This is a genomic window from Exiguobacterium sp. Helios, assembly GCF_014524545.1.
Lineage (GTDB): Bacteria > Bacillota > Bacilli > Exiguobacteriales > Exiguobacteriaceae > Exiguobacterium_A.
In genome coordinates, this window is the sequence record NZ_CP053557.1 from 82,188 (window position 1) to 103,557 (window position 21,370).

Sequence of the window (21,370 nt, forward strand, 5' to 3'; positions counted from 1 at the left end):
GTTTTTTTGATGCACGATTTTGTTTAATAGTACGGACGAATCATCACGTAAACGATAACGCCCGTCAGACTGACATATAACCAAAGTGGCATTGTAAAACGCGTCCACTTCTTGTGTTTCTCGAAATTTTGATTCAACGCATGAGCGAGCGACATCAAGACGAGCGGTACGATGACCGCCGCTAAAATGATGTGCGAAATGAGAATAAAGAAATAGACGGGACGAACGAATCCTTCTCCGCCGAATTTCGTCGATTCACTGACCGCATGATACGTCACGTACGAAATCAAGAATAATGTCGTCGTCGTCATGGCACCACCGATGAAACGGCGGTGATTGATCCGGTTTCCCCGGCGAATCGAAATCCAGGCACCGAGTAACAACATAAAGGTAAAGCTGTTAAAGATGGCATTTAAAAAAGGAAGCAGCGTCCAGTCAAACCCGTCACCGACTTGTAAAGGCGGCGCAAAAAACAACAGAGCGACCAACAGATTGATGACGAGCGTCAAAAGAATGACGACCGGAACGAAATTACGTTTTTTAGCAGATTGTTGCATGTATTATTCTCCTTGTTTCCAATCAAAGTATCGTTTTAACCATTTTGGCAATGGACCGTCAAAGAGACGTTCACGCCAGTATAAATCAGCCGCACGTTGGACCGCCGCCCCACGAATCGGGTACGGATGAACGACACGGGATAACTGACCGACCTTATCTTTGCGCGCCATCGCATAAACGACTTCCTGCATCCATTCGCCGGCCTGCTCGCCGATTGCATGGGCACCAATCAGTTTTCCGCGTTTATCAGCAATCAGTTTGACGCGACCTTCCGTCCGGCCGTTGATGACAAACCGATCGACTTCATCAAGTCCGGTTTCATAGACTTTGATGTCACTGTGTTTTTGACGTGCTTCTTCTTCTGTCAGTCCCAGGTGGAACAGTTCAGGTGTCGTAAACGTCACCCATGGAACGGCACGGTAATCTGGTTTTGTCCGTAAGCCGAACAAGGCGTTCGTGACGACCGTTTTTCCTTCGAGACCGGCCACATGTGTGAACGGCAACGATTGAATCGTATCACCGACAGCAAAGATATGACGTTGGTTCGTCCGAAGGGAAGCATCGACTTGAACATAACCTTTTTCCACATGAACACCTGCGCGATCAAGGCGTAACGCATCAATCCGCGGCTTCCGGCCAACAGCCACGAGTACGGCATCCGTTTCAATGACACGGGATTCTTCGCCTGTTTTGACTGTGACTTCGATTCCGTTCGCAGCTTTCCGGACACTTGTGACGGTCGTATCCAAATGGAGTGTCAATTCCTGTTCGATTTGTCGTTGTAGTACCGTGACCATGCTGCGGTCTTCTTTTGGCATCAAGGATTTAGCACCCTCAATCACAGTCACTTCCGTTCCGAGATGCGCATAGGCTTGCGATAATTCGAGACCAATCGCTCCGCCGCCGATGACAAGCAATCGTTCAGGGCGTTCCGTTTGTTCAAAAATCGTCTCATTCGTTAAGTACGGAATCGTATCAAGCCCCTCAATCGGCGGAATGATCGGCTGTGATCCCGTCGAAATCGCGAATTTTTCTCCGACAACCAGTTGTCCCGCTACTTCGACTTCATTGGCACTCAAGAAACTGGCTTCGCCGATATAGACATCGACACCCAAATCCTCGAACCGTTTCGTTCCGTCATGCGACTGAATGATATTCCGGGCACGGTCGACGCTTGCTTTTGTTTTGCTGTACACTGCGTCTCCGTTCAGGGTCACATTGTACTTGGCTGCCGTCTGCTTCATGACATGAACGTCATGCGCTGCTTCAATCAACGCTTTTGACGGGACACAACCGTAATGCAAACAATCTCCACCTAAATGTGTATGACGCTCAATCAATGCGACATGGGCACCAAGACTGGCTGCTCCTGCCGCAATTGTCATTCCGGCTGCTCCACCACCAATTACGACCAACTGATAACTTTTCATCGGGAAGCCTCCTTATACCGTGCCGAAATGTCTTCCATTCGTTTTCGGTTGACGCCCCAGTCGGAATAACCGACACGGGAAGCTGAGCGGAAATGAACTTTTTGGGAAGCTTCGTCGAAATAAAATTCAACATCATCTTTAAAACGAAGGACTCTACTCGAGAAGACAGCATGAATGTACGTTGGATCTTCTTTGACTACTGTCACCCGGTCAAGACTTTGAAGAACCCGCATGATTTGAAATTTTGATTCTGCTAGATTTCCGTTGAACGGTAAAGGTGTCATCTTCAACGCTTCTTTATCCGTCTGTGTCGATACCGCGTTCGGTTTCCCTGTAAGCGGACTTAATCTGCCGTTCGATACGCCAAGTGCCATGACTGATTCCTCCATTCGTTTCGTCTTGCTGTGAAGCATGATTCTCATTTTACTTTACCAGTTCAGTTTCGAAAGCGCTTCTCATTTGACTTTGCCGTTATGCTTTTGTGACCGGCAGGAGGATCGTCGCAATGGCTCCGCCTTCCGGTTGATTATCGATGAACAGTTTTCCTTCATGCGCTTCAACCAGTTCCCGGCAAATCGCCAGTCCTAATCCTGTTCCCCCTTTTCCTTTTTGAACTTGATAAAATTTCTCCGTGACGTGACGAAGATGATTTTTCGGAATTCCGGGACCTTCATCGCTGAAGGATAAAAAGAGGACACGTTCGGAACGGACAAGGCGAATCGTAATTTCGCCGTCAACCGGTGAAAAACGGATGGCGTTGTCGAGTAAATTCAAAAAAACTTGTTTCAATCGGTTTTCGTCGTACAACCCGATTACCTGTGACGGTAACTTACGGATAATCCGAATATTTTTTTCCTCCAGTTTTTGCCGGAGCTGCGCCGTCACCGTTTCGATGACTTCCGTCAAATTCACTTCTTGCCGGTATAAGACTAAACGACTCGTTTCGAGTTTTGAAAAATCAAGCAACTGTTCAACAAGAGAAATCAACCGTTCGGTTTCAGAATGGATGATGCCCATCCCGAGCGATGCTTCTTCCGGCAATCGTTCCGGCTCTGCCAGCAACGTTTCACTCCACCCTTTGATGGAAGTGAGCGGTGTTCGTAACTCGTGCGAAATCCCGGAAATAAACTCGTCTTTTAATGTTTCCTGTTGTTTGATCTGTTGTCCCATATAGTTGATTGTTCGGGCAAGCTCACCCAGTTCGAACGTGTACTCTTCATTGACCTTAACATCATAATGCTGTTTGGCGATTTGATCGGATGCACCGATGACTTCCTGAATCGGTCGAACGATCGACGAGACGAGACGGGAGGAATAAATGTAGGCCAGTCCCCAGATCACGACACCCAACAAGAGAATCGCCAGACAAATTTCAATGACCCGTTGATCGATTTTAGCGAGCGACGTCGTATAACGCAGTGCTCCTGTCGTCTGTCCGAACGATACGATCGGTTCTGTCACCTCAAGCAGATGTTCATTTGTTGCCGGATCATCGTAACGTTTCGTGATCGTTCCCCCGCTCAGCAGACGTGTCACTTCCTGTTTCGTCATATTCCGCTTTGAGACGAAACCCGTGGATGAATAACGGGGGACCCCCTTCGCATCCAGCACTTCGATCTCCGCATCCGTGTAGGCATACGAATCAAGTACATCATGAATCGTCGCTTCTGAATCTTGAAAATCATATGCCAGACCACTGTTCGCAAATAAGACAGCACTTGCGTTCGCATGCCGTTTCAAGACATCTGTCGCCGTCACATAATAATAGTTATACGTCACGAAAGATAGGATTCCGATGACGAGCAGCACTGTCACCGTAATAATCGTCATGAACCGCATCAAAATCTGTCGTTTCATTTTTCGTTACGCCATTTATAGCCGTGTCCCCATAACGTCTCGATGAACTGGGGTTCTGCTGGATTTTCTTCGATTTTCTGACGTAAACGGCGAATGTTGACGTCGACCGTCTTCCGGTCTCCGAAGTAGTTTTCGCCCCACACTGCATCGAGCAACTCGTCCCGCGACATGACCTGATCTTCATTTTTAATGAAATGGCATAATAAATCGTATTCTGTCGGTGTGACTTCGACATCAATCCCTGCTTTTTGCACCCGCTTTGCTCCGAGATCAATGCGAAAAGGACCTGAGACGAGTTCACGCGGTTGTTTCCGGCGACGGAGCGTTTCGACCCGACGGAGCAGGGACTGGATGCGCGCCAACAGTTCAGCCGGGCTGAACGGCTTCGCGATATAATCGTCCGCACCGACACTGAGTCCCATGACTTTATCTTCTTCACGCGTCCGTGCCGTCAGCATGATGATGCCGACGACCTCATCTTTCGAGCGCGCTTGTTCACATACCGCGAATCCGTCGACTTCCGGCATCATGATGTCGAGCAGCAGGATATCGAACGTTTGCTGTTCAAAGTAGTTCAATGCTTCCCGTCCGTTCTCCGCTTCAATCACTTCATATCCTGCACGTTTTAAATTAATGACGATGAAACTGCGGATCGCATGCTCATCCTCGGCCACTAATATTTTAGTCATCTTATTTTCCTCCTGCTTTTACTTTATTCCACGAGCGCTACGTTGGCAGCGTACTCTTCATAGGATTGATTGGTAGAGATGACATACACGTAATCAATGCCTTCTTTAATTTTCTTCTTGCGATGACTGGCGATGTATTGAGTCTTTGGAATGATCTCCAGTTCAAAATCAATCGTTCCGGTCTCTCGGTTGATGAACCGGACCCGATTGTCCTTTTTCTCAATCGTTTCACGTGTCGCCCAGTTTGCGGGAAAACGCATGACGAAATTGTATTCGAGATCAATATACTGCTCTTCCCGAAGCTCAAAGCCGCTTTCAAGAAACGGTTCCACGTCGGAGCCGTTCCATGCGTAATAGGCCGTGATTCTCGGTTTTTCTTCGGCCACACGTCCGATGCTTCCGTCAGGCGTGTATTGATGCGCAAATTCGATGACACCGTCCTGGTCGACATCTTTCGGGAACGTATACATCGGCTCGACGATTTCTGATGTCTCTCCCCAGCGGACCGAGGTCAGCCGGTCTTGTTCAAGTTGAAAGACGCGTAGATGCATTTTTGCCTCACGGGTAAAGGAAACGAATATCCCCTTTTTCTTCGCCGGATTCACGGTATCAATTTCAAACAGATCATGATCCGCAAATAAATCACCTTCTTTGACTGGCAATGTGACATTTTGCCGGTTGGTCGGGTTCAAGGCTTCCTCATAATACACAAGTTCCGTCGTCCGTCCTTTTTTAAGCAATACCATATCCTGACGTCGGTCCTGATTCAAATCGGCAATCGTCAATCGATCATATGTATCGATTTTAGTAGTGTTAATCGACGGCTTCATCAAATCTTTCAGGAGATAGACCGTGTTCTCTTCAAGACTCGTCACACCAATCATCAGTTGATTCACTTTTTTGGATTTATCGAGGATGACATGCAGTTGATCAATCGATCGTCCTGTCGCAATCGGCTGGCTCACACGTAAAACCCACTTGTTCTTCAGGCGTTCATGTACCAACACTTTGATCTGAAATGTCCCTAGTTGTTCGATCCGGTAAAAGGTGATGGCTTCATCACGTCCATCCCGGTTCAAATCAATCAATTCATACAGCCTTGAAATGGATTGATTCCGAGGGGCCACGATTTCCGCTTCTGTCGGCAAATCGGTCTCAATTTTTGTTTTTAATGATTTTTCCCATTCCGGTAACGCCGGGTGTTCAAGTAAGGAAGCCGGATGAGGCAATGTAAGACCGCATCCCGCCAAATATAGGGTCGATAAGAAAATTACAAAATATTTCATCATACTTAAATCCTTTCCATACATGCTCTTCTCAAACTTTATCACACTCTTTCAAGTGAGAGTATATTGTGGAAGAAGTGTCAACTTGTTAAGATGTAACAGATATTCGAAAGGGGTTTATATTCATGGCTTACGAAATGATTGTACTTGATCTTGACGATACATTATTGACGAGCGACCATACGATTTCTCCAAAAACGAAACAATCGTTACTCGACGCACAACGTCGTGGCAAAAAAGTCGTGCTTGCGAGTGGTCGTCCGACTTACGCGATGATTGATTTAGCAAACGAGTTGGAACTTGCCCGCTATGGCAGTTATATCCTGAGTTTCAACGGGGCTTCCATCATCGACTGTAAAACAAAGGAGTCCCTCTTCTCCAGTACCCTTCTTCCGGAAACCGTACATCGTCTTTACGATTTAAGTAAACGGGAAAACATCGACATTCACACGTATGTCGGACACGAAATTTTGACAGAACGCGCTAACGGCTTCACGACAATTGAAGGGGAACTGACAGGAATGGATGTCATCATCGTCCCGGATTTCAAAGCAGCCATCACAGAACCGGTCGTCAAATGTTTGATGCTTGCGGAAGAAAACCGTTTGGCGGAAGTCGAACAAAAACTTCAACTTGAGTTAGCCGGTGAGCTTGCTGTCGCCCGCTCGAAGCCATTTTTCCTCGAGTTTACGGAAGCCGGTGTGACGAAGGGAACAAGTCTTGCCCTGCTCGCTGAACGTCTCGGAATCAAGCAGGCAGATGTCATCGCCTGCGGAGACGGCAACAATGATTTGACTATGATCGAATGGGCCGGTCTTGGTGTCGCGATGGCGAATGCTGCCGATACTGTCAAAGAAAAAGCCCAGTACATGACAGCTTCTAATGATGAGGACGGTATTGCCCTCGTCATCGAAAAATTCATGATGGATTAAACCATTCAAAAAAACCAATTTACTCCGTCTTTGTGGAGTAAATTGGTTTTTTCATGTTTTACGAAATACACCAATCGATTGGTGTTCGGTTTTGTTGCTGTAACCAGTTATTGGTCTGCGAATACGGCCGGCTGCCAAAAAAACCGCGGCTCGCCGAAAGTGGGCTTGGATGAACGGACTCGAGGACGAGGTGACGAGAGGTATCAATCAAGCTTTTTTTACTTTTCGCATGATTCCCCCAAAGAATGAATACAATCGGTTGCTCCTGCTGTCCAAGTACTTCGATGACACGATCCGTAAACGATTCCCAGCCCTTTTTCGCATGGGAACCGGCTTTCCCTGCTTCAACCGTCAGTGATGTATTCAACAAAAACACGCCCTGCTTCGACCAGGCTTCCAGATTACCCGTCGTCGGCACCGGGCATCCGAGATCGGATCCTAGTTCCTTGTACATATTACGTAAAGACGGCGGAATCGCAATCCCGTCATTGACGGAAAAACTTAATCCGTTTGCCTGGTTTGGTCCATGATACGGATCCTGACCCAGGATGACGCAGCGGACATCCTGCGGCGCCACCGCGTCAAAGGCATGGAAAATCCGATCCTTCGGCGGATAGACCGTCGTTTCCCGGTAAGCGGTCTTGACGAAATCCCATAATTGGATAAAGTAGTCTTTTTCTTTCTCTTCTTTTAAAATCTCCTGCCAGGCTGCATGCATCCCGTTCGCTCCTTTTTTTCAGTCTCAAGCCCCTGTTCGTCCGGCTTGATTCTGCTATGATGGTACATGAGGTGGAATAAAGATGATTCAAACAACACAGTTATTTGGTTTGCCTTTTGTCGACGCAACACCGTCGAATTGGTATACCCATATTAAAACGATTTTACACAACAATGAAAAAGCCTTTATTGTTACAGCTAATCCCGAACTGGTCTTACGTTCTTTGCGTGATCCCGCTTATAGGCATATTTTACAACAAGCAACGTTCATCACGCCTGACGGAATCGGTGTGACGGCAGCCGGAAAACGGATGGGTCAACCGCTCACTGCGACATTGCCCGGCATCGAGACGGCACGGGAGTTGCTTCGAACAGCCGACGCTTTAAAGAAACGGGTCTTCCTGCTTGGTGGACGTCCGGAAGTCATGAAGTCGCTGATTCAACAATTATCAATCCGTTTTCCTGATATCCAGTTCGTTGGGACCTTTCATGGATTCGGCAAAGAAGAACAAGCTGCCAAAGTCATTCAAACAGCCGACGCCGATTTGATTTTGGTGGCCCTCGGGGCACCGAAACAGGAAGAATGGATTGCATCCGTTTATAACAAAGTGGATCACGGCCTTTTCATCGGTGTCGGCGGAGCGTTTGATGTCTGGTCAGGTCACAGCAAACGGGCACCGAAGGTCTTCCGAAAGTTGAAGCTCGAATGGTTGTACCGGATTTCCAGTCACCCGCGCGGACTGGAGAAGTTAAAGGACCTGCTCCTTTTCGCATCCCTTGTTTTACGAAAAAAAACTCATCTGTGAACACAAAATACCCGCTGTCCGGTTTACCGGACAGCGGGTATTTTCGTTTCTTATGCGTTGACCGTTGAGAATGAACGACCAAGTTCTTTTGCTTCTGCGATTGCTGCTTCTTTGATTTCTTCTGCTTTTTCTGGGTTCATTGCCATACCTTCGATGAACAATGAGTTGTAGTCTGTTACACCAGTGAAAGCGAGTGCTTGACGGAGGTAGTCATCTCCGAAGTTGAGGCCAGAACCGGCGTATACGCCGCCTGTTGCCTGAATGTGGAGTGCTTTTTTGCCTTCCATCAATCCTTTAGGACCTTCTGCAGTGTAAGCAAACGTTTTACCTGCAAGAAGAACGCTGTCGATGTACATTTTAAGACGGGCCGGGAATGAGAAGTTCCACATTGGCGTTACGAATACATATTCGTCCGCTTCCATATACTGCTCCAGGTGTTTCGTCATTGTACCGACTTTAGCGATTTCAACTTCTGAAAGCTCTTCGCCTGTCGCGAATTTGCCCCATGCGCTGAGTACGTCTGTATCGATTTCTTGGACATCTTCTTTATATAGATCAAGAACTTGGACTTCAGCGTTCGGGTTAGCTGCTTTGTAGCTTTCGAGGAAAGCTTCACCAGCTTGAAGGCTGAATGAATGTTCTGTTGATTTCGGGTTTACAGTTACATAAAGTAATTTAGTCATTTTTATTTCTCCCTTTTATCTAAAGTAATTTCTGTAAGTAAATATACCAACACCATTTTCTTTTGTCAATTAGTTTGATTTCAAAGAAAGCAACAAAAAAAGCTTAATCAGGATGATTAGGCTTTTTCTGAGTGTGTATAATGGTCTGCACGATGACCAATCCGTTTTAGCTGATCAATCAATTGCTCTTTTTCTGAAATGGACAAGTCACTGAATAAGTCTGTTAAAAACGCTTCATGTTTCGGGAACGTTTCTTCCATTAATTCTCTTCCCGCCTCTGTCAGTGTTCCGAACGTCACGCGACGATCCGTCGGGCATGATCGTCGGGCAAGAAGACCCCGGTTCTCTAATTTATCCACGACGTACGTGACACTGCCACTCGTTAATAAGATTTTATCGCCGATTTGTTGAAGTGGTGTATCGCCTTTGTGGTACAACAATTCCAGTACACCAAATTCCGATAAATTCAGCTGATGGGTCTTGATGTCTACTTTCACTTGTTCCGCTACTGCATGCATTGTGCGAGATAGAACAACGAGCATTTTTAATGCCAGCTTCGAGTCTGTCGATTCCATTTTACGTTCGCCCCTCTTTATCTTGATTCGAACCAATCATAGACCTCTTTTTTCCATTGGTCAATTCCAGTCCGGATTTTCCACTTTTATGACGGACCTCTCAGTTTTTGCTTGCCGTGAAACGCGTTCCATACATTACGGTCTTGATATACACTACAAGGGAGGTCTTCTCATGTCATTTCAAAAATTCCTGTCTCGTCTCTTTCAGAAAAATGTTGCTTACGAATTAGCGATCGAACAGCTGTACACATCGACCGGTTACTATTTGTGTAAGCATACGTTGGTCGATCAGTTTCCGGACTTGCCGCCAGCTCATCAAGTCGAGCTGCTTCAAAGAATTTCGGAACAACTCGATCGTTCGGCTTGGCTTGAAGGCCCGATCACGAGACAGGACTGGATTCAGATCCATCAACAATTATCCAACAGCTAGGAGGAACTTTTGATGACCAACATTCGTGACTTAGCACGTGAAGCAGAGGTTTCAGTGACGACAGTCTCGCGTGTCCTCAATGATCATCCGTACGTCGCGGAAGATAAACGGCGGGCCGTCCGGGACGCCATCACAAAACTTGGTTACATCCGAAATCAAACTGCCGTCCATTTATCGACCGGTCAAACGAAAACAATCGGCGTCATGTTGCCTTACGTCGATCATCCGTATCATGCCGCAATTCTGCACGGGATTGCCCAGTCTGCTTTTGAAGCGGACTACCGTTTTTTGACGTGGCAGACGAACTACATCGCATCACACGAACAAACCGTTCTTCAAGCTCTTGCCCAACGCGAAGTCGATGGACTGATTGTCGTCTCACACAGTCTGCCGGTCGAAGACATTTTGCAATACGAACAATATGGTCCGATTATTTTTTGTGAACACCATGAAGATGTCTCTTCGGTCTACATCAATCATTATACCGCGTTTCAAAGCGGCTTGAAGGCACTTCAGTCTTTTGGTCATACCCAGATCGGGATCTGTCTCGGTCGTCCCGACAGTACAAACAGCCGTGCCCGAAAACGGGCTTATCAGGATACCGTATCGCTTGCCGACGTTTCCTGGATCTACCAACAGGCGTTGACGATTGAAGACGGGGCCCGGATCGCACAGCAGTGGGCGAAGCAAACCAATCGTCCGACCGCTTTATTGACCGCAAGTGATCATGTCGCAGCCGGCGTCATCCTGGAGCTTCGTAAACAAGGCTACCGGATTCCGGAAGATTTAGCCGTGATCGGATTCGACGGAAGTGAGTTAGCAGTCGTTCTCAATTTAACGACGGTTGCCGTCCCTTACGAGACCATCGGACGCCAAGCTTTCTCGATCGCCATTAGTGACAATTGGCGGGATCATCCTCAAGTGGAAATTCCGACCACCCTTCTGAGCGGATTGACCGCTCTTGAATCCAATGACTAAAACCCGCTCTTGTCTCGCAAATGCGTCAAGAGCGGGTTTTTGGTTAATTTTCTTTCTTATAAAGATCCGGCAGCAACGTAACGTGATCCCCAGTAGCCGCTTCGGAATGATTCTTTGACGACTTGTCCGTAATACGAGTTGGCATTGATCATCGTCGATCCATCCACCGCAATCCCAACGTGTTGAATTCCGCTTCCGTGTGTGAAGAAGACCAGATCTCCAGCAACTGGAGCTGTTCGTTTCGTTGCGCCGTATTGGGCAGCCGCTGTTCGTGGTAATGATTTACCCAATGCATTGTAGACATAACGCGTAAAGCCGGAACAGTCGAAGCTGACAGGACCTGTTGCGCCAAATACGTAAGGACGTCCTTTTAAGCCTTCCGCCACGGATACGACGGCTGCTCCATTTTTAGTTAATCCCGTTGTCGCTTTTGCATTAAACGCTTTTGTGTATGTAGCCGCTATGTAAGCATTTTTCCCCGCATACCGGAGTTGATACCAGTTGTTTGCCGTTTTGCCGAGGACCGTTACCGTTTGGCCTAATTTCAGTTGGCCTAATTTTTGACCTGTCGTCGTTGCTTTTGACCGAACATTCAACACGTCGACCGCCACGACAACTTTTTTTGCCGTACCGGCTTTTGTTTGGTGAGGAACAGCGGCAAAGCTACTGATGAGCAACGTTGCAAACACGATGACACGAATTAAAAATGAACTTTTCATCCGTCTGTCTCCCTTGTAAGTGAGTTTATGTAAAAAACTAAATTATCAGATAATTACTGTTTTTATCCTATCATGTCGATTTCTTTCATCGTGTTACAGTTTATTAACAGGGATAGTTTACCGTAACATTTTTGCAACAAATAAAAAAACAGGTCCTAAAATAGCATGCTAGAGCCATTCCAGGGTACCTGCTTTAATCATTAGAAACTAAAACTGCTTAATCTATTGACTTCTTTTTCCGAAATCGGGCAAAGAATTCGTAGACGATCGGGACAATCAACAAGGTTAATAACGTTGAACTTGTTAATCCGCCAATGACCGTCACCCCGAGACCTTTCGAAATCAAAGCACCGCCTTCAAGACCTAGTGCCAATGGTGACAAGGCACCAATCGTCGCGAGCGCTGTCATCAAGATTGGACGAAGTCGTGTTCCTGCCGCGTCCAATAAGGCTTCACGTGTCTCGAGGCCCTCTTTTTCTTTGTGAATGACGCGATCAATCAGAACGATGGCGTTCGTCACGACGATTCCGATCAACATCAATGCACCGATTAATGAAGATACTGAAATCGTTTCGCCTGTAATCAACAGCGCGAGTAATCCGCCGATGATGGCAAACGGAAGCGAGAACAGGATGACAAGTGGTGTCAATGCGCCTCCAAAGGTGACGACAAGAACAAGGTAGACGATGGCGACTGCTGCTGCCATCGCAAGTCCGAGTTGCGTGAACGACTCTTGAATTTGCTCCGTCACACCACCTGCTTTATACGAAACACCTGTCGGAAGATTAATTTTTTTGACTGTTTTATCGATGGCTTGTGAAGCTTCTGTTGCTTTGTCTGTTTTTAATTCTGCAGTGACCGTCGCGACCAATTTGCCGTCCCGTTCACTGAGTGAATCCGGTGTCGTTCCTTTTTTAACGGAGACGAAATCCGACAGTTTCCGGACACCAAGCGGCGTCGTGACATCTGTTGTTTGTAAATCATTGATGGAATCATATGTCGTCTGTTCGTTCGGTACGATGACATCAAGTTCCTTGCCGTCTACTTTTATAGTAGAAAGTGGTTTTTCTTCGCCTTGCACATTGGCAATTCCTTGTGCCAATTGTGCTGTCGAGATACCGAATTCAGCGGCTTTTTGTTGATTAACTTCGAACGTGTATTGCGTATACGACTCTTTTAAGTCGGTTGTTACTTTACGCACGTATTTCGATTCGCCTTCAATCGCTTTGACGAATTTTGGTGTCATCGTTTGTAGATCTTCGATTGAATTCGCATAAACCGAGTACGAAACACCGGAAGAAGCAGCTCCTCCACTGAAGTCCTGTTCTTTCCATTCGCCGGTCGGAATCTCTTTATTCAGTTGTTTGATTGCCTGTTGTTTTACATCGGCAAAATCAGCTGTATCCGGATCATACTGGGCGATGAAGACAGCTTGCTTTGTATTTCCGGGATTCAATGGATTTTCTCCACCGACTGTAAATTGAAGATTATCCACATCACGTTGCTTTTCGAAATATCCTTCTGCCAAGTCGGCAGCCTTCAATGAATCTTCTAACGTTTGACCCGGTTTCGGATTGTAGGTCACGTAAAACGTTTTTTCACTCTCTTGATTCAAGAAGTTGACGCCGATGGTCGGAACAAGCGCGAAACTGCCGATCAGCAACAGGACGGCAAGTCCGAACACGACGAGTTTATGGTTTAACGACCAATTCAGTACACCACGGTACCAATTGGCGAGTTTTCCGCCATCTTCTTTTTCCGGTTTTGGTGCCTTCCCTCGTTTAAAGAGTGAATCAGCAAACATTGGAACAACCGTTACCGCCACGATCAATGAGGCAAAGAGTGCAAACACGACCGTTAACGCGAACGGAAGGAACAGTTCACCGACAAATCCTGTGACAAATCCGAGCGGCAGGAAGACGGCAATCGTGACGATGGTCGATGAAGCGACCGGAATGAATACTTCACGCGTCGCATCAATGATGAGCGTTTTCCCTTTTAACGGTTCAGCGGGATCCGTCAAGCGACGGTAAATGTTTTCAATGACGACAATCGAATCATCCACGACGCGACCAATCGCAACTGTCATCGCCCCAAGCGTCATGATGTTGAGGGAGATGTCCAACTGTTTCAAGACCAAAATCGCCATCAACAGAGATAATGGAATCGAAATAACGGCAATGATCGTTGATTTGACATTACGCAGGAACAAGAGAATGATGACGACAGCGAACAAGGCACCAATCAATGCTTTGCTGATCATCGTTGAGACCGATTCTTCAATCGGCTTCCCTTGGTCGAGCGTGACCGACGCTTTTACGCTGGCATTGTCTTTCTCAAAGTCTTTAATCGTCTCTTTGACCGCATTGACGACTTCGACCGTATTTGCATCTTGTGACTTCGTCACCTGGACGCCAATCGAACGTTCCCCGTTTGACCGGGAAATCGATTCTTCGATTCCTTTGTCTTCAATCGTCGCTAATTGCGATAATTTAACGGTCGGGACTTGCGTTGGTGCCGCCGCAGCCGGACTCGCTGCTTGTGCCGGAGCCGCATCTGTCGGCGCCGATTGTGCAGGTGCTTGCGTCTGTCCTTGTCCGGCACTGGCTTCAGGTGACTCTGTTGCTGCTTGTGGTGTGTACGGCAAACGGAGATTCTTCAGTTCAGTGACTGTCGTTGCCTTTCCATCGAGGACAACGGCCTGTTCTTTATCACCTAGTTCATATAACCCAAGTGCCAAGCGGGAATCATTCGCTTGAATCAGTTGTTTGACGTTCTCTTCCGTCAATCCGTACTGTTGTAATTTCTTTTCATCAAATTGAATCTCGATTCGACGGATTTCCTGACCGGCAATTTGAACCGTCTGTGCGCCTTCGATTCCTTCGAGTTTTGGTTGAAGTTCGTTTTCGACCAGTTTCGTCAAGTCGGATAATGAACGTTTTTCGTCCGATACGGCAAATCCGATGACCGGGAAGGCATCAAAGGAGATTCGGGAAACCTGAGGTTCCTGTGCTCCTTCCGGCAATTCAACATTGGCCAGTGCTTCTTTGACTTTTTGTTCCGCTTCGTCCATGTCTGTACTGAAGCTGTAGTCGATTTGTAAATTTGAGGCATTTTGGAAAGAGGACGAGCGGACGGTTTCGACTCCGCCAAGGTTCTCGACCTTACTTTCAAGTTCACGGCTGACCTCATCGAGTACTTGTTCCGGTGTTGCTCCTGGATAAATCGTCGTCACGGACACGGTTGGTGTCGTGATATCCGGCAACGTCTCGAGTTTCATCGTCGTTCCGGCATAAATTCCGGCGACTGTGATGATAATCGTCAGTAACCAAAGGGCAAACTTATTATTGACTGAAAATTGAATGATACGCTTCATGGTAAAAATCCGCCTTCTCTCTCTTCTTTTTCGATTCCATCTTGTTATTTTGATGCTTGATCAATCTTGCGTGCTTGTTTCAATAACCGTTCAATCAAGGCCTGCCGTACGTCAGGTGCAGGTTGACCGAACTGAAAATGTTCCGACATTTTCAAGCCGTCCAATGTAAAACGAATCATCATCGCGTCTACAGGATCTGCCTGTTCCATCAATTGATCAAAAAACTGATGAACCTGTTTTTTTCGTTCTTCCACAAAAGCGGCATTTTCCTTTAATAAGGACAATAAGAACAATACCGTATCGATGTCGAGGCAAAATTCTTCATCCCGTCTTGCTTGCAGCAGGACGAATGCTTCCATTGGACCAAATCCCTCTTCCCGGTACGTCTGATATTGCTGAAACTGACGCCGTTCCTGTTCTTCAATCACACCCATCAATAATTCTTCTTTGGAAGAAAAATGATACAACAATCCGCCTTTGGAGACATTCGCCTGTTTCGCCACTTCTTCAAGTGTCAGTTGTGGAAACCCTTGAGTCAGCATGATTTGAACAGTTGCATCCGTGATTCGACGTCGCGTTTCTAACGCTTTTATACTGACCATCATCTTTCTCCTTTCCATTTTACTGTACCGTCTGGACGGTTTCTTTTTTAAATATACGAAGTTCTGTCCCGCTTTGCAAGATTAAATCAATGTTTCACGTGAAACGCTTCGTATTATATGAGCCGAACATGAAAAAAAACGTCTACCCGTACTCTTCGAATCGAGAACCGGTAGACGTTTCAAGTAATCTTTAGTGATCTTCCCGCGCACTTTCCATCAAAGCAGCATATATCGCTTGTGCTAAGTGATGTTCACGCAGAACACGGACTCCTCGATCCGTCGGACCACCCGGAGCCGCTACATCATCAATCAGTTCCTCTGTCGGACGTTCTTCGTGTAACAGCAGTTCCGCCGATCCTTTCATAGCCTGCGCAATGATCCGCCGGGCAGAAGAAGCATCAAAACCCGCTTTCGTTAAAACAGGTGTCATCGCGCCGACGATTTCATAGAAGAAAGCCGGACTGCATCCTGCTGCAGCCATCAAATAAGGCATCGTTGTCGCATTCGTTTCAACCGTCTGACCCACTCGTTCAAACAATGCCGTCGCTTGTTGTCTTTTCTGATCCGAGATAAGGTCACCAAACCAAAGTCCCGTCATTCCTGTCCGAAATGCGACAGGTGTATTCGGCATCGCACAGACAGCACCACATGAAACGTGTGCCTCGATGTCTGCCGGTGTAATATGCGCGGCGACGGACACTACCAATTGGTCCGTCCAAGTCTTTTGTTTGATGTAGTCGAGAACTCCGTCCGGCTGCATGGCTAAAACAACGACATCAAATTGTTCGACCTGTTCCTCGGCCGTCGTCCGAACACCGTACTGCTCCGCCAAAGCAAACAGACGTGTCCGGTCTGTTCGATTGGTCATCGTGATCGTTTGAGGGGAGATACCCGAATCAAGCCATCCTTTGACTAAGGACTCGCTCATCGAACCTGCCCCTACCATTAAAATTTTCATTGTTATTCCTCCCAACAAAAAAAGGACCACTTACTGGTCCCTTCAGATTTCCTAGTCATTATACACGAACTGCCAAGTCTTCCACAGCAACGACACGGAGTCCTTTTTCATTTAATTTCTTGACGATTTTCTTTTTCGTTTTCTCATCACAGTCAGTCGGTAATGTGATCAAGACCCGGCGCATGACACTGCTTTTCGCATCAAGTGTCATCAAACTCGCCACTGTTGAGTACTTATTAACGATTTTAGCGATCTTTTCAAGGGCACCTTTTTGTTCACTGAGTGCAACCGTTAAGATATAGCTGCCTGAATCACGATTCCATGCTTCTTCGAGCATACCAAGCATCTTTCCGTGTGGTAAGATGCCGAAGAACTGTCCATCATCATTCAAGACTGCGATGTAAGGCAATTCTTTGATTGAGAAAAAGACTTCAAAGAAGTTACTGCCTGTGTAAATGAACTTCGTCGTATTTTTGATTAACGTCATGACGTTATCATCTAAACTACCACCGTTCATCCCGTGACGGTAAATATGCATTTTATAAATGTTCCCTTTGAACAATTGACCGGTCTGATCAAGAACCGGGACACAACGATATCCTGTTTCTTCTAGCGTCTGCAACGCTTCTCGAATCGTAGCGGTTTCTAAAATCTTGACACACTGGTGTTTCGGAATACACAAACTTTGAACGAGCATACAAAACGTCCTCCTCTTTCCTTTAACATGATTATACCTGATTTACATGACGCTCTAACTTAATTTCTTATTCGCTTCCGCTCTTCCTTCTCCTGCTTTTCTTCTATTCCCTTACAGGAGCCAAGAGAAAACACAAATTCCCTCAAGATTAAGAAGCAATTCCATCTTATTTTTGCAATTTTTAATTCTTTATTAAATCAACAATCCCATTAGTATTAAGATTTATTAAGATTTCGTAAAGACGGGACATAGTTGTATTCTTTTACAATAGCGTCTGATACAATCGAACTCGTGAAGTCACTTCACTATTCTATTCTTGTTCTTAATATGGAGGCAGAAGAAATGTTCAGTAAAAAACAAGATCCATTCGCGGTTAAATTATCTGAGATTGCAGGACACCTGCAACAAACGTCACAATTTTTCGTCGACTTTAAAATCAATGGTATTGCCGATGTCAAAGAATTCGCCCATAAAGTAAAAGATTTTGAAACAGCTGGTGATGATTTGATGCATCAATTGATCATCGATTTAAACAACGCGTTCATCACACCAATCGACCGTGAAGATTTATTAGCACTTGCTAATTCACTTGACGATGTCCTCGATGGTTTTGAAGAGTGTTCAGCTATCTTCGAAATTTACAATATCGTACAAGCAGACGAGCATATGATTCGTTTCGTGGATGAAATCCACATTGCCGTCAATGAGCTCGCTTTATCAATGGATTTGTTAGTAGCACGTAAACTCCAACCGATGCGTGAACACGTCATCAAAGTGAAAGAGCAGGAAACCATCTGCGATAACTTGCGTCGTAAATCAATCAAAGCATTGTTCGCAACAGAAACAGATCCAATCAAAATCATTCAATACAAAGAAATTTATGAATCGCTCGAATCAATTGCCGATTACTGCCAAGATGCAGCAAACGTCATTGAAACGATCATCATGAAAAACGCATAAGTGAGGAGCTAACGAGATGGATAGTCTTTTTATCATCACCGCCATAATCGTCATTCTCGCACTTAGCTTCGACTTCATTAATGGTTTCCACGATACAGCGAACTCGATTGCGACTTCGGTGTCGACTCGTGCTTTGAAACCACGTCACGCCATCATTCTTGCCGCGACGATGAATTTTTTAGGTGCAATCACGTTTACTGGCGTTGCTAAAACAATTTCCAGCGATATCGTCGATCCGTCGACGCTTGAGCACGGAAGTTATGTCGTCATCGCTGCTTTACTCTCTGCTATCGCTTGGAACCTCTTAACGTGGTACTTCGGTATTCCGTCGAGTTCTTCGCACACGCTGATCGGTTCAATCGCCGGTGCTGCTATCGCATCTGTCGGCTTTGGCGGAATTGAAGCTAAAGGGATTCTAAAAATCGTTCAGGCACTGATCATTTCACCGATTCTTGCCTTCACGCTTGGATTTATCGTCTATGGAATCTTTAAAGTAGTTTTCAAAAAAGGAAACTTGGCGAAGACGAATCGTCGTTTCCGTCATATGCAAATTGCAACAGCCGCACTTCAATCGTATACACACGGAACGAATGATGCACAAAAAGCGATGGGTATCATCACGCTTGCCCTCATCTCTTCCGGTTTCCAAACCGATCACGAAGTCGCACTTTGGGTTAAACTATCGTGTGCGGTCGCAATGGGTCTAGGTACATCCGTCGGTGGATGGCGGATCATCAAGACCGTTGGTGGACAGATCATGAAAATCCGTCCGGTCAACGGGGTTGCGGCTGACTTGACGTCTGCTGCCATCATCTTTGGTGCGACAGCCATTCACTTACCGGTTTCAACGACACACGTTATTTCTTCTGCCATTCTCGGTGTAGGTACATCACACCGGAAAAAAGGTGTTAAATGGGGAACAGCACAACGGATGTTGATTACATGGGTCATCACATTGCCGATTTCAATGGCCGTGGCGGCGCTCATCTACTACATCTTAGATTTCCTATTCATTAAATGATCTTATTCCCCATCTAGTCAGCTAGGTGGGGATTTTCTGTCTCAATTGAGCCCCTGCAGTTGTCGCTTGGACTAGAATTCGCTATGATTGATGGCAAGAAGATATGCTTATTTTATTTAGGAGGAATTCCACATGACAAAACGTAAAGCGTTAACGATTGCCGGCTCTGACACGAGTGGCGGTGCTGGTATTCAAGCTGATTTGAAGACGTTCCAGGAACTTGAAGTCTACGGGATGAACGCACTGACGGTCATCGTCGCTCAAGATCCCGATCATTCTTGGCACCATGCGGTTTACCCAATCGATGCCGAACTCGTCCGGACACAAATCCATACGGTCCTTGGAGGAATTGGTGTAGATGCGATGAAGACGGGTATGCTCCCGACTGTCGAAATCATTGAAGTCGTTGCTGAAAAAATCAAGTCATCTGGTGTCAAAAACGTCGTCATCGATCCGGTCATGGTGTGTAAAGGTGAAGATGAAGTTCTGAATCCCGATACCGCGAATGCTTTACGCGATGTCTTGACACCGCTCGCAACGGTCGTGACCCCTAATGTTTTTGAAGCAGGTCAATTGTCCGGTCTTGGAAAAACACCTTCGACCATCGATGAAATGAAGCTCGCAGCTGCACGGATCCATGAAAAAGGCGCGCAATACGTTCTTGTCAAAGGTGGCAGTAAGATTGACCACCCACGAGCAGTTGACGTGCTTTATGACGGAAAAGAGTTTATCCTAATTGAGGACGAGCGTATTGAGACACCGTATACGCACGGAGCAGGATGCACCTACTCTGCTGCAATTACAGCTGAACTCGCAAAAGGAGCTTCTGTGGAGCAAGCGGTCCGTACAGCGAAATCGTTTATCACTTCTGCGATTCGTCATTCATTCCGCCTGAATGAATATGTCGGCCCGACTGACCATGCTGCTCACCGAACAGTAACGTCTTAATCGCTCAAGAAGTCCGCGCACTGATCGCGGACTTCTTTCTGTATAGGAAAGGGGATTCATCATGCAAGCACTTGATTTAACCGCTGTACAAGACTATATCGACAAGCATGCCAATACACCACTTTATGTCCACGTCGAAACGACGAACGGGGCGTACGCGACCCACCAGGATCCGACGTTCCACAGTGCCGGCATGTTTTTCCGCAACGCCGAGATTACGTACGAACGTGGTCTGATTACCGGAAACGGTCCGTACCGGATCGGACTGAAACTCTCCCACGGCTGGTTGTACGGTGAAGGCTTAACGGATTATGAATTTGCAGGCGATCAACTGTTGATTGCCGGACACGACATGGAAGGACGCCTTGCGATTGCCTTCGAACTCAGTCCGACTCCATTCGCGCAAGGCGCAGAGGAGGTAGAATAATGGCTTACAATGAACAAGATCATCTCCTCGTCATCTTCCCTCACCCGGATGATGAAGCGTTCAGCTCGGCTGGAACGATTATCGAACATGCAGAGAACCGCGGACCCGTCACATATGCCTGCCTGACACTCGGTGAAATGGGACGCAACATGGGGCGTCCTGTCTTTACGAACCGCGAACAGCTCGCGACGATCCGCAAACACGAACTGATTGCCGCATCTGAAAAAATGAAGATTTCCGATTTACAAATGTGGGGACTCCGCGACAAAACGGTCGAATTCGAAGACGAAGTGATGCTTGCTGAACGAATCGGACAATTGATTACGAAAACGCAACCGACACGGGTCATTTCGTTTTATCCGGGATATGCTGTCCATCCGGATCACGAAGCGACAGCACGTGCCGTCGTCCGGGCACTTCGTGCGATTGACGAAAGTCAGCGTCCTGAATTTTTAGCGGTTGCCTTCGCTAACAATACACGTGACGAACTCGGTGAAGGAACGTTCATCCATGATGTCAGTGCCTATACCGATCAAAAAATCGCTGCCCTTCAAGCGCATGCATCACAAACAGGCGGCTTGATGAAAGTCATCTCAGAAGACTCGAACATCCGTGATTTGCTCGTCAAAGAACGCTATTACCACTATCCGTTATAATTTCCGCACCCCTGGACGTCCTTTCGTTCAAGGGTGTTTTTTTTGTCTTACAAAATCCTCGATTG

The 21,370-nt window shown here is 46.6% G+C and carries 23 protein-coding genes; 9 read left to right on the plus strand and 14 right to left on the minus strand.

What is annotated here, in order from left to right:
- Positions 1-23: 23 nt before the first annotated feature.
- The 6 genes from HNY42_RS00460 to HNY42_RS00485 all read right to left on the minus strand — a co-directional run bounded on the left by HNY42_RS00460 (position 24) and on the right by HNY42_RS00485 (position 5,820).
- Positions 24-557, minus strand: a complete 534-nt coding sequence (locus HNY42_RS00460) for a DUF420 domain-containing protein (RefSeq protein ID WP_114596650.1) — start codon at positions 555-557, stop codon at positions 24-26.
- 3 nt (positions 558-560) lie between these two features.
- The gene (locus HNY42_RS00465) at positions 561-1,988 is read right to left on the minus strand and encodes a dihydrolipoyl dehydrogenase family protein (protein ID WP_131503498.1); all 1,428 of its coding nucleotides are present in this window, start codon (positions 1,986-1,988) and stop codon (positions 561-563) included.
- Positions 1,985-2,362: a DUF1499 domain-containing protein gene (locus HNY42_RS00470; RefSeq protein ID WP_188004885.1), complete on the minus strand. Its 378-nt coding sequence runs from the start codon at positions 2,360-2,362 to the stop codon at positions 1,985-1,987. The genes HNY42_RS00465 and HNY42_RS00470 overlap by 4 nt, the downstream gene beginning before the upstream one ends.
- A 97-nt stretch (positions 2,363-2,459) precedes the next feature.
- Positions 2,460-3,845, minus strand: a complete 1,386-nt coding sequence (locus tag HNY42_RS00475) for a sensor histidine kinase (protein WP_188004886.1) — start codon at positions 3,843-3,845, stop codon at positions 2,460-2,462.
- On the minus strand, positions 3,842-4,534 hold the full coding sequence (locus tag HNY42_RS00480; RefSeq protein WP_131503501.1) for a response regulator transcription factor: 693 nt from the start codon (positions 4,532-4,534) through the stop codon (positions 3,842-3,844). The genes HNY42_RS00475 and HNY42_RS00480 overlap by 4 nt, the downstream gene beginning before the upstream one ends.
- 23 nt (positions 4,535-4,557) lie before the next feature.
- Positions 4,558-5,820 (minus strand): hypothetical protein, encoded by a 1,263-nt coding sequence (locus HNY42_RS00485; protein WP_255508399.1) that lies wholly within the window; start codon positions 5,818-5,820, stop codon positions 4,558-4,560.
- A gap of 125 nt (positions 5,821-5,945) precedes the next feature.
- On the opposite strand from HNY42_RS00485, the gene HNY42_RS00490 reads away from it, so the two are divergent.
- On the plus strand, positions 5,946-6,752 hold the full coding sequence (locus HNY42_RS00490; protein WP_188004887.1) for a Cof-type HAD-IIB family hydrolase: 807 nt from the start codon (positions 5,946-5,948) through the stop codon (positions 6,750-6,752).
- A 58-nt stretch (positions 6,753-6,810) separates the two neighbouring features.
- Here the strand turns inward: HNY42_RS00490 and HNY42_RS00495 are convergent, their stop codons facing one another.
- A complete protein-coding gene (locus HNY42_RS00495) occupies positions 6,811-7,470 on the minus strand; it encodes a uracil-DNA glycosylase (RefSeq protein ID WP_188004888.1) in 660 nt (219 codons plus the stop codon).
- A gap of 82 nt (positions 7,471-7,552) precedes the next feature.
- Between HNY42_RS00495 and HNY42_RS00500 the strand changes: the two genes are divergently transcribed.
- Positions 7,553-8,275 carry a WecB/TagA/CpsF family glycosyltransferase gene (locus HNY42_RS00500; RefSeq protein WP_188004889.1) on the plus strand — a complete coding sequence of 241 codons (723 nt, stop codon included), beginning with the start codon at positions 7,553-7,555 and terminating at the stop codon, positions 8,273-8,275.
- Between the two features lie 50 nt (positions 8,276-8,325).
- Here HNY42_RS00500 and HNY42_RS00505 read toward each other — a convergent pair whose 3' ends face one another.
- Entirely contained in the window at positions 8,326-8,958 is a 633-nt protein-coding gene (locus HNY42_RS00505; RefSeq protein ID WP_114596659.1) for an NAD(P)H-dependent oxidoreductase, read from the minus strand.
- Between the two features lie 116 nt (positions 8,959-9,074).
- The gene (locus HNY42_RS00510; protein ID WP_114596660.1) at positions 9,075-9,533 is read right to left on the minus strand and encodes a MarR family winged helix-turn-helix transcriptional regulator; all 459 of its coding nucleotides are present in this window, start codon (positions 9,531-9,533) and stop codon (positions 9,075-9,077) included.
- Positions 9,534-9,705: 172 nt separating this feature from the next.
- On the opposite strand from HNY42_RS00510, the gene HNY42_RS00515 reads away from it, so the two are divergent.
- Positions 9,706-9,963 (plus strand): hypothetical protein, encoded by a 258-nt coding sequence (locus HNY42_RS00515; RefSeq protein WP_114596661.1) that lies wholly within the window; start codon positions 9,706-9,708, stop codon positions 9,961-9,963.
- A 12-nt stretch (positions 9,964-9,975) separates the two neighbouring features.
- Positions 9,976-10,941, plus strand: coding sequence for a LacI family DNA-binding transcriptional regulator (locus HNY42_RS00520; RefSeq protein WP_188004890.1), 966 nt, complete (start codon positions 9,976-9,978; stop codon positions 10,939-10,941).
- A gap of 56 nt (positions 10,942-10,997) precedes the next feature.
- Here the strand turns inward: HNY42_RS00520 and HNY42_RS00525 are convergent, their stop codons facing one another.
- The 5 genes from HNY42_RS00525 to cbpA form a co-directional block, all read right to left on the minus strand.
- Positions 10,998-11,660: a C40 family peptidase gene (locus tag HNY42_RS00525; RefSeq protein ID WP_131503510.1), complete on the minus strand. Its 663-nt coding sequence runs from the start codon at positions 11,658-11,660 to the stop codon at positions 10,998-11,000.
- Between the two features lie 217 nt (positions 11,661-11,877).
- A complete protein-coding gene (locus HNY42_RS00530; protein WP_131973508.1) occupies positions 11,878-15,036 on the minus strand; it encodes an efflux RND transporter permease subunit in 3,159 nt (1,052 codons plus the stop codon).
- A 44-nt stretch (positions 15,037-15,080) separates the two neighbouring features.
- On the minus strand, positions 15,081-15,638 hold the full coding sequence (locus HNY42_RS00535; protein ID WP_188004891.1) for a TetR/AcrR family transcriptional regulator: 558 nt from the start codon (positions 15,636-15,638) through the stop codon (positions 15,081-15,083).
- Positions 15,639-15,828: 190 nt separating this feature from the next.
- Positions 15,829-16,596, minus strand: a complete 768-nt coding sequence (locus tag HNY42_RS00540) for a pyrroline-5-carboxylate reductase family protein (protein WP_131973509.1) — start codon at positions 16,594-16,596, stop codon at positions 15,829-15,831.
- A gap of 58 nt (positions 16,597-16,654) precedes the next feature.
- Complete coding sequence (gene cbpA, locus HNY42_RS00545) at positions 16,655-17,293, minus strand: cyclic di-AMP binding protein CbpA (protein ID WP_026827156.1); 639 nt, start codon at positions 17,291-17,293, stop codon at positions 16,655-16,657.
- 342 nt (positions 17,294-17,635) lie between these two features.
- On the opposite strand from cbpA, the gene HNY42_RS00550 reads away from it, so the two are divergent.
- The 5 genes from HNY42_RS00550 to bshB2 all read left to right on the plus strand — a co-directional run bounded on the left by HNY42_RS00550 (position 17,636) and on the right by bshB2 (position 21,305).
- A complete protein-coding gene (locus HNY42_RS00550) occupies positions 17,636-18,253 on the plus strand; it encodes a DUF47 domain-containing protein (protein ID WP_114596668.1) in 618 nt (205 codons plus the stop codon).
- A 16-nt stretch (positions 18,254-18,269) separates the two neighbouring features.
- A complete protein-coding gene (locus tag HNY42_RS00555; RefSeq protein WP_026827154.1) occupies positions 18,270-19,274 on the plus strand; it encodes an inorganic phosphate transporter in 1,005 nt (334 codons plus the stop codon).
- A gap of 132 nt (positions 19,275-19,406) precedes the next feature.
- Positions 19,407-20,222: a bifunctional hydroxymethylpyrimidine kinase/phosphomethylpyrimidine kinase gene (locus HNY42_RS00560; protein ID WP_026827153.1), complete on the plus strand. Its 816-nt coding sequence runs from the start codon at positions 19,407-19,409 to the stop codon at positions 20,220-20,222.
- Positions 20,223-20,283: 61 nt separating this feature from the next.
- Complete coding sequence (locus HNY42_RS00565; protein ID WP_131503516.1) at positions 20,284-20,649, plus strand: YojF family protein; 366 nt, start codon at positions 20,284-20,286, stop codon at positions 20,647-20,649.
- Positions 20,649-21,305 (plus strand): bacillithiol biosynthesis deacetylase BshB2, encoded by a 657-nt coding sequence (gene bshB2, locus HNY42_RS00570; RefSeq protein WP_131503517.1) that lies wholly within the window; start codon positions 20,649-20,651, stop codon positions 21,303-21,305. Before HNY42_RS00565 ends, bshB2 begins: the two co-directional genes overlap by 1 nt.
- Positions 21,306-21,370: the final 65 nt, after the last annotated feature.

Bases quoted from the DNA above. Each gene is read 5' to 3' on its own strand.
- HNY42_RS00460 (WP_114596650.1), bottom strand. From the start codon at position 557: ATGCAACAATCTGCTAAAAAACGTAATTTCGTTCCGGTCGTCATTCTT.
- HNY42_RS00465 (WP_131503498.1), bottom strand. From the start codon at position 1,988: ATGAAAAGTTATCAGTTGGTCGTAATTGGTGGTGGAGCAGCCGGAATG.
- HNY42_RS00470 (WP_188004885.1), bottom strand. From the start codon at position 2,362: ATGGCACTTGGCGTATCGAACGGCAGATTAAGTCCGCTTACAGGGAAA.
- HNY42_RS00475 (WP_188004886.1), bottom strand. From the start codon at position 3,845: ATGAAACGACAGATTTTGATGCGGTTCATGACGATTATTACGGTGACA.
- HNY42_RS00480 (WP_131503501.1), bottom strand. From the start codon at position 4,534: ATGACTAAAATATTAGTGGCCGAGGATGAGCATGCGATCCGCAGTTTC.
- HNY42_RS00485 (WP_255508399.1), bottom strand. From the start codon at position 5,820: ATGAAATATTTTGTAATTTTCTTATCGACCCTATATTTGGCGGGATGC.
- HNY42_RS00490 (WP_188004887.1), top strand. From the start codon at position 5,946: ATGGCTTACGAAATGATTGTACTTGATCTTGACGATACATTATTGACG.
- HNY42_RS00495 (WP_188004888.1), bottom strand. From the start codon at position 7,470: ATGCATGCAGCCTGGCAGGAGATTTTAAAAGAAGAGAAAGAAAAAGAC.
- HNY42_RS00500 (WP_188004889.1), top strand. From the start codon at position 7,553: ATGATTCAAACAACACAGTTATTTGGTTTGCCTTTTGTCGACGCAACA.
- HNY42_RS00505 (WP_114596659.1), bottom strand. From the start codon at position 8,958: ATGACTAAATTACTTTATGTAACTGTAAACCCGAAATCAACAGAACAT.
- HNY42_RS00510 (WP_114596660.1), bottom strand. From the start codon at position 9,533: ATGGAATCGACAGACTCGAAGCTGGCATTAAAAATGCTCGTTGTTCTA.
- HNY42_RS00515 (WP_114596661.1), top strand. From the start codon at position 9,706: ATGTCATTTCAAAAATTCCTGTCTCGTCTCTTTCAGAAAAATGTTGCT.
- HNY42_RS00520 (WP_188004890.1), top strand. From the start codon at position 9,976: ATGACCAACATTCGTGACTTAGCACGTGAAGCAGAGGTTTCAGTGACG.
- HNY42_RS00525 (WP_131503510.1), bottom strand. From the start codon at position 11,660: ATGAAAAGTTCATTTTTAATTCGTGTCATCGTGTTTGCAACGTTGCTC.
- HNY42_RS00530 (WP_131973508.1), bottom strand. From the start codon at position 15,036: ATGAAGCGTATCATTCAATTTTCAGTCAATAATAAGTTTGCCCTTTGG.
- HNY42_RS00535 (WP_188004891.1), bottom strand. From the start codon at position 15,638: ATGGTCAGTATAAAAGCGTTAGAAACGCGACGTCGAATCACGGATGCA.
- HNY42_RS00540 (WP_131973509.1), bottom strand. From the start codon at position 16,596: ATGAAAATTTTAATGGTAGGGGCAGGTTCGATGAGCGAGTCCTTAGTC.
- cbpA (WP_026827156.1), bottom strand. From the start codon at position 17,293: ATGCTCGTTCAAAGTTTGTGTATTCCGAAACACCAGTGTGTCAAGATT.
- HNY42_RS00550 (WP_114596668.1), top strand. From the start codon at position 17,636: ATGTTCAGTAAAAAACAAGATCCATTCGCGGTTAAATTATCTGAGATT.
- HNY42_RS00555 (WP_026827154.1), top strand. From the start codon at position 18,270: ATGGATAGTCTTTTTATCATCACCGCCATAATCGTCATTCTCGCACTT.
- HNY42_RS00560 (WP_026827153.1), top strand. From the start codon at position 19,407: ATGACAAAACGTAAAGCGTTAACGATTGCCGGCTCTGACACGAGTGGC.
- HNY42_RS00565 (WP_131503516.1), top strand. From the start codon at position 20,284: ATGCAAGCACTTGATTTAACCGCTGTACAAGACTATATCGACAAGCAT.
- bshB2 (WP_131503517.1), top strand. From the start codon at position 20,649: ATGGCTTACAATGAACAAGATCATCTCCTCGTCATCTTCCCTCACCCG.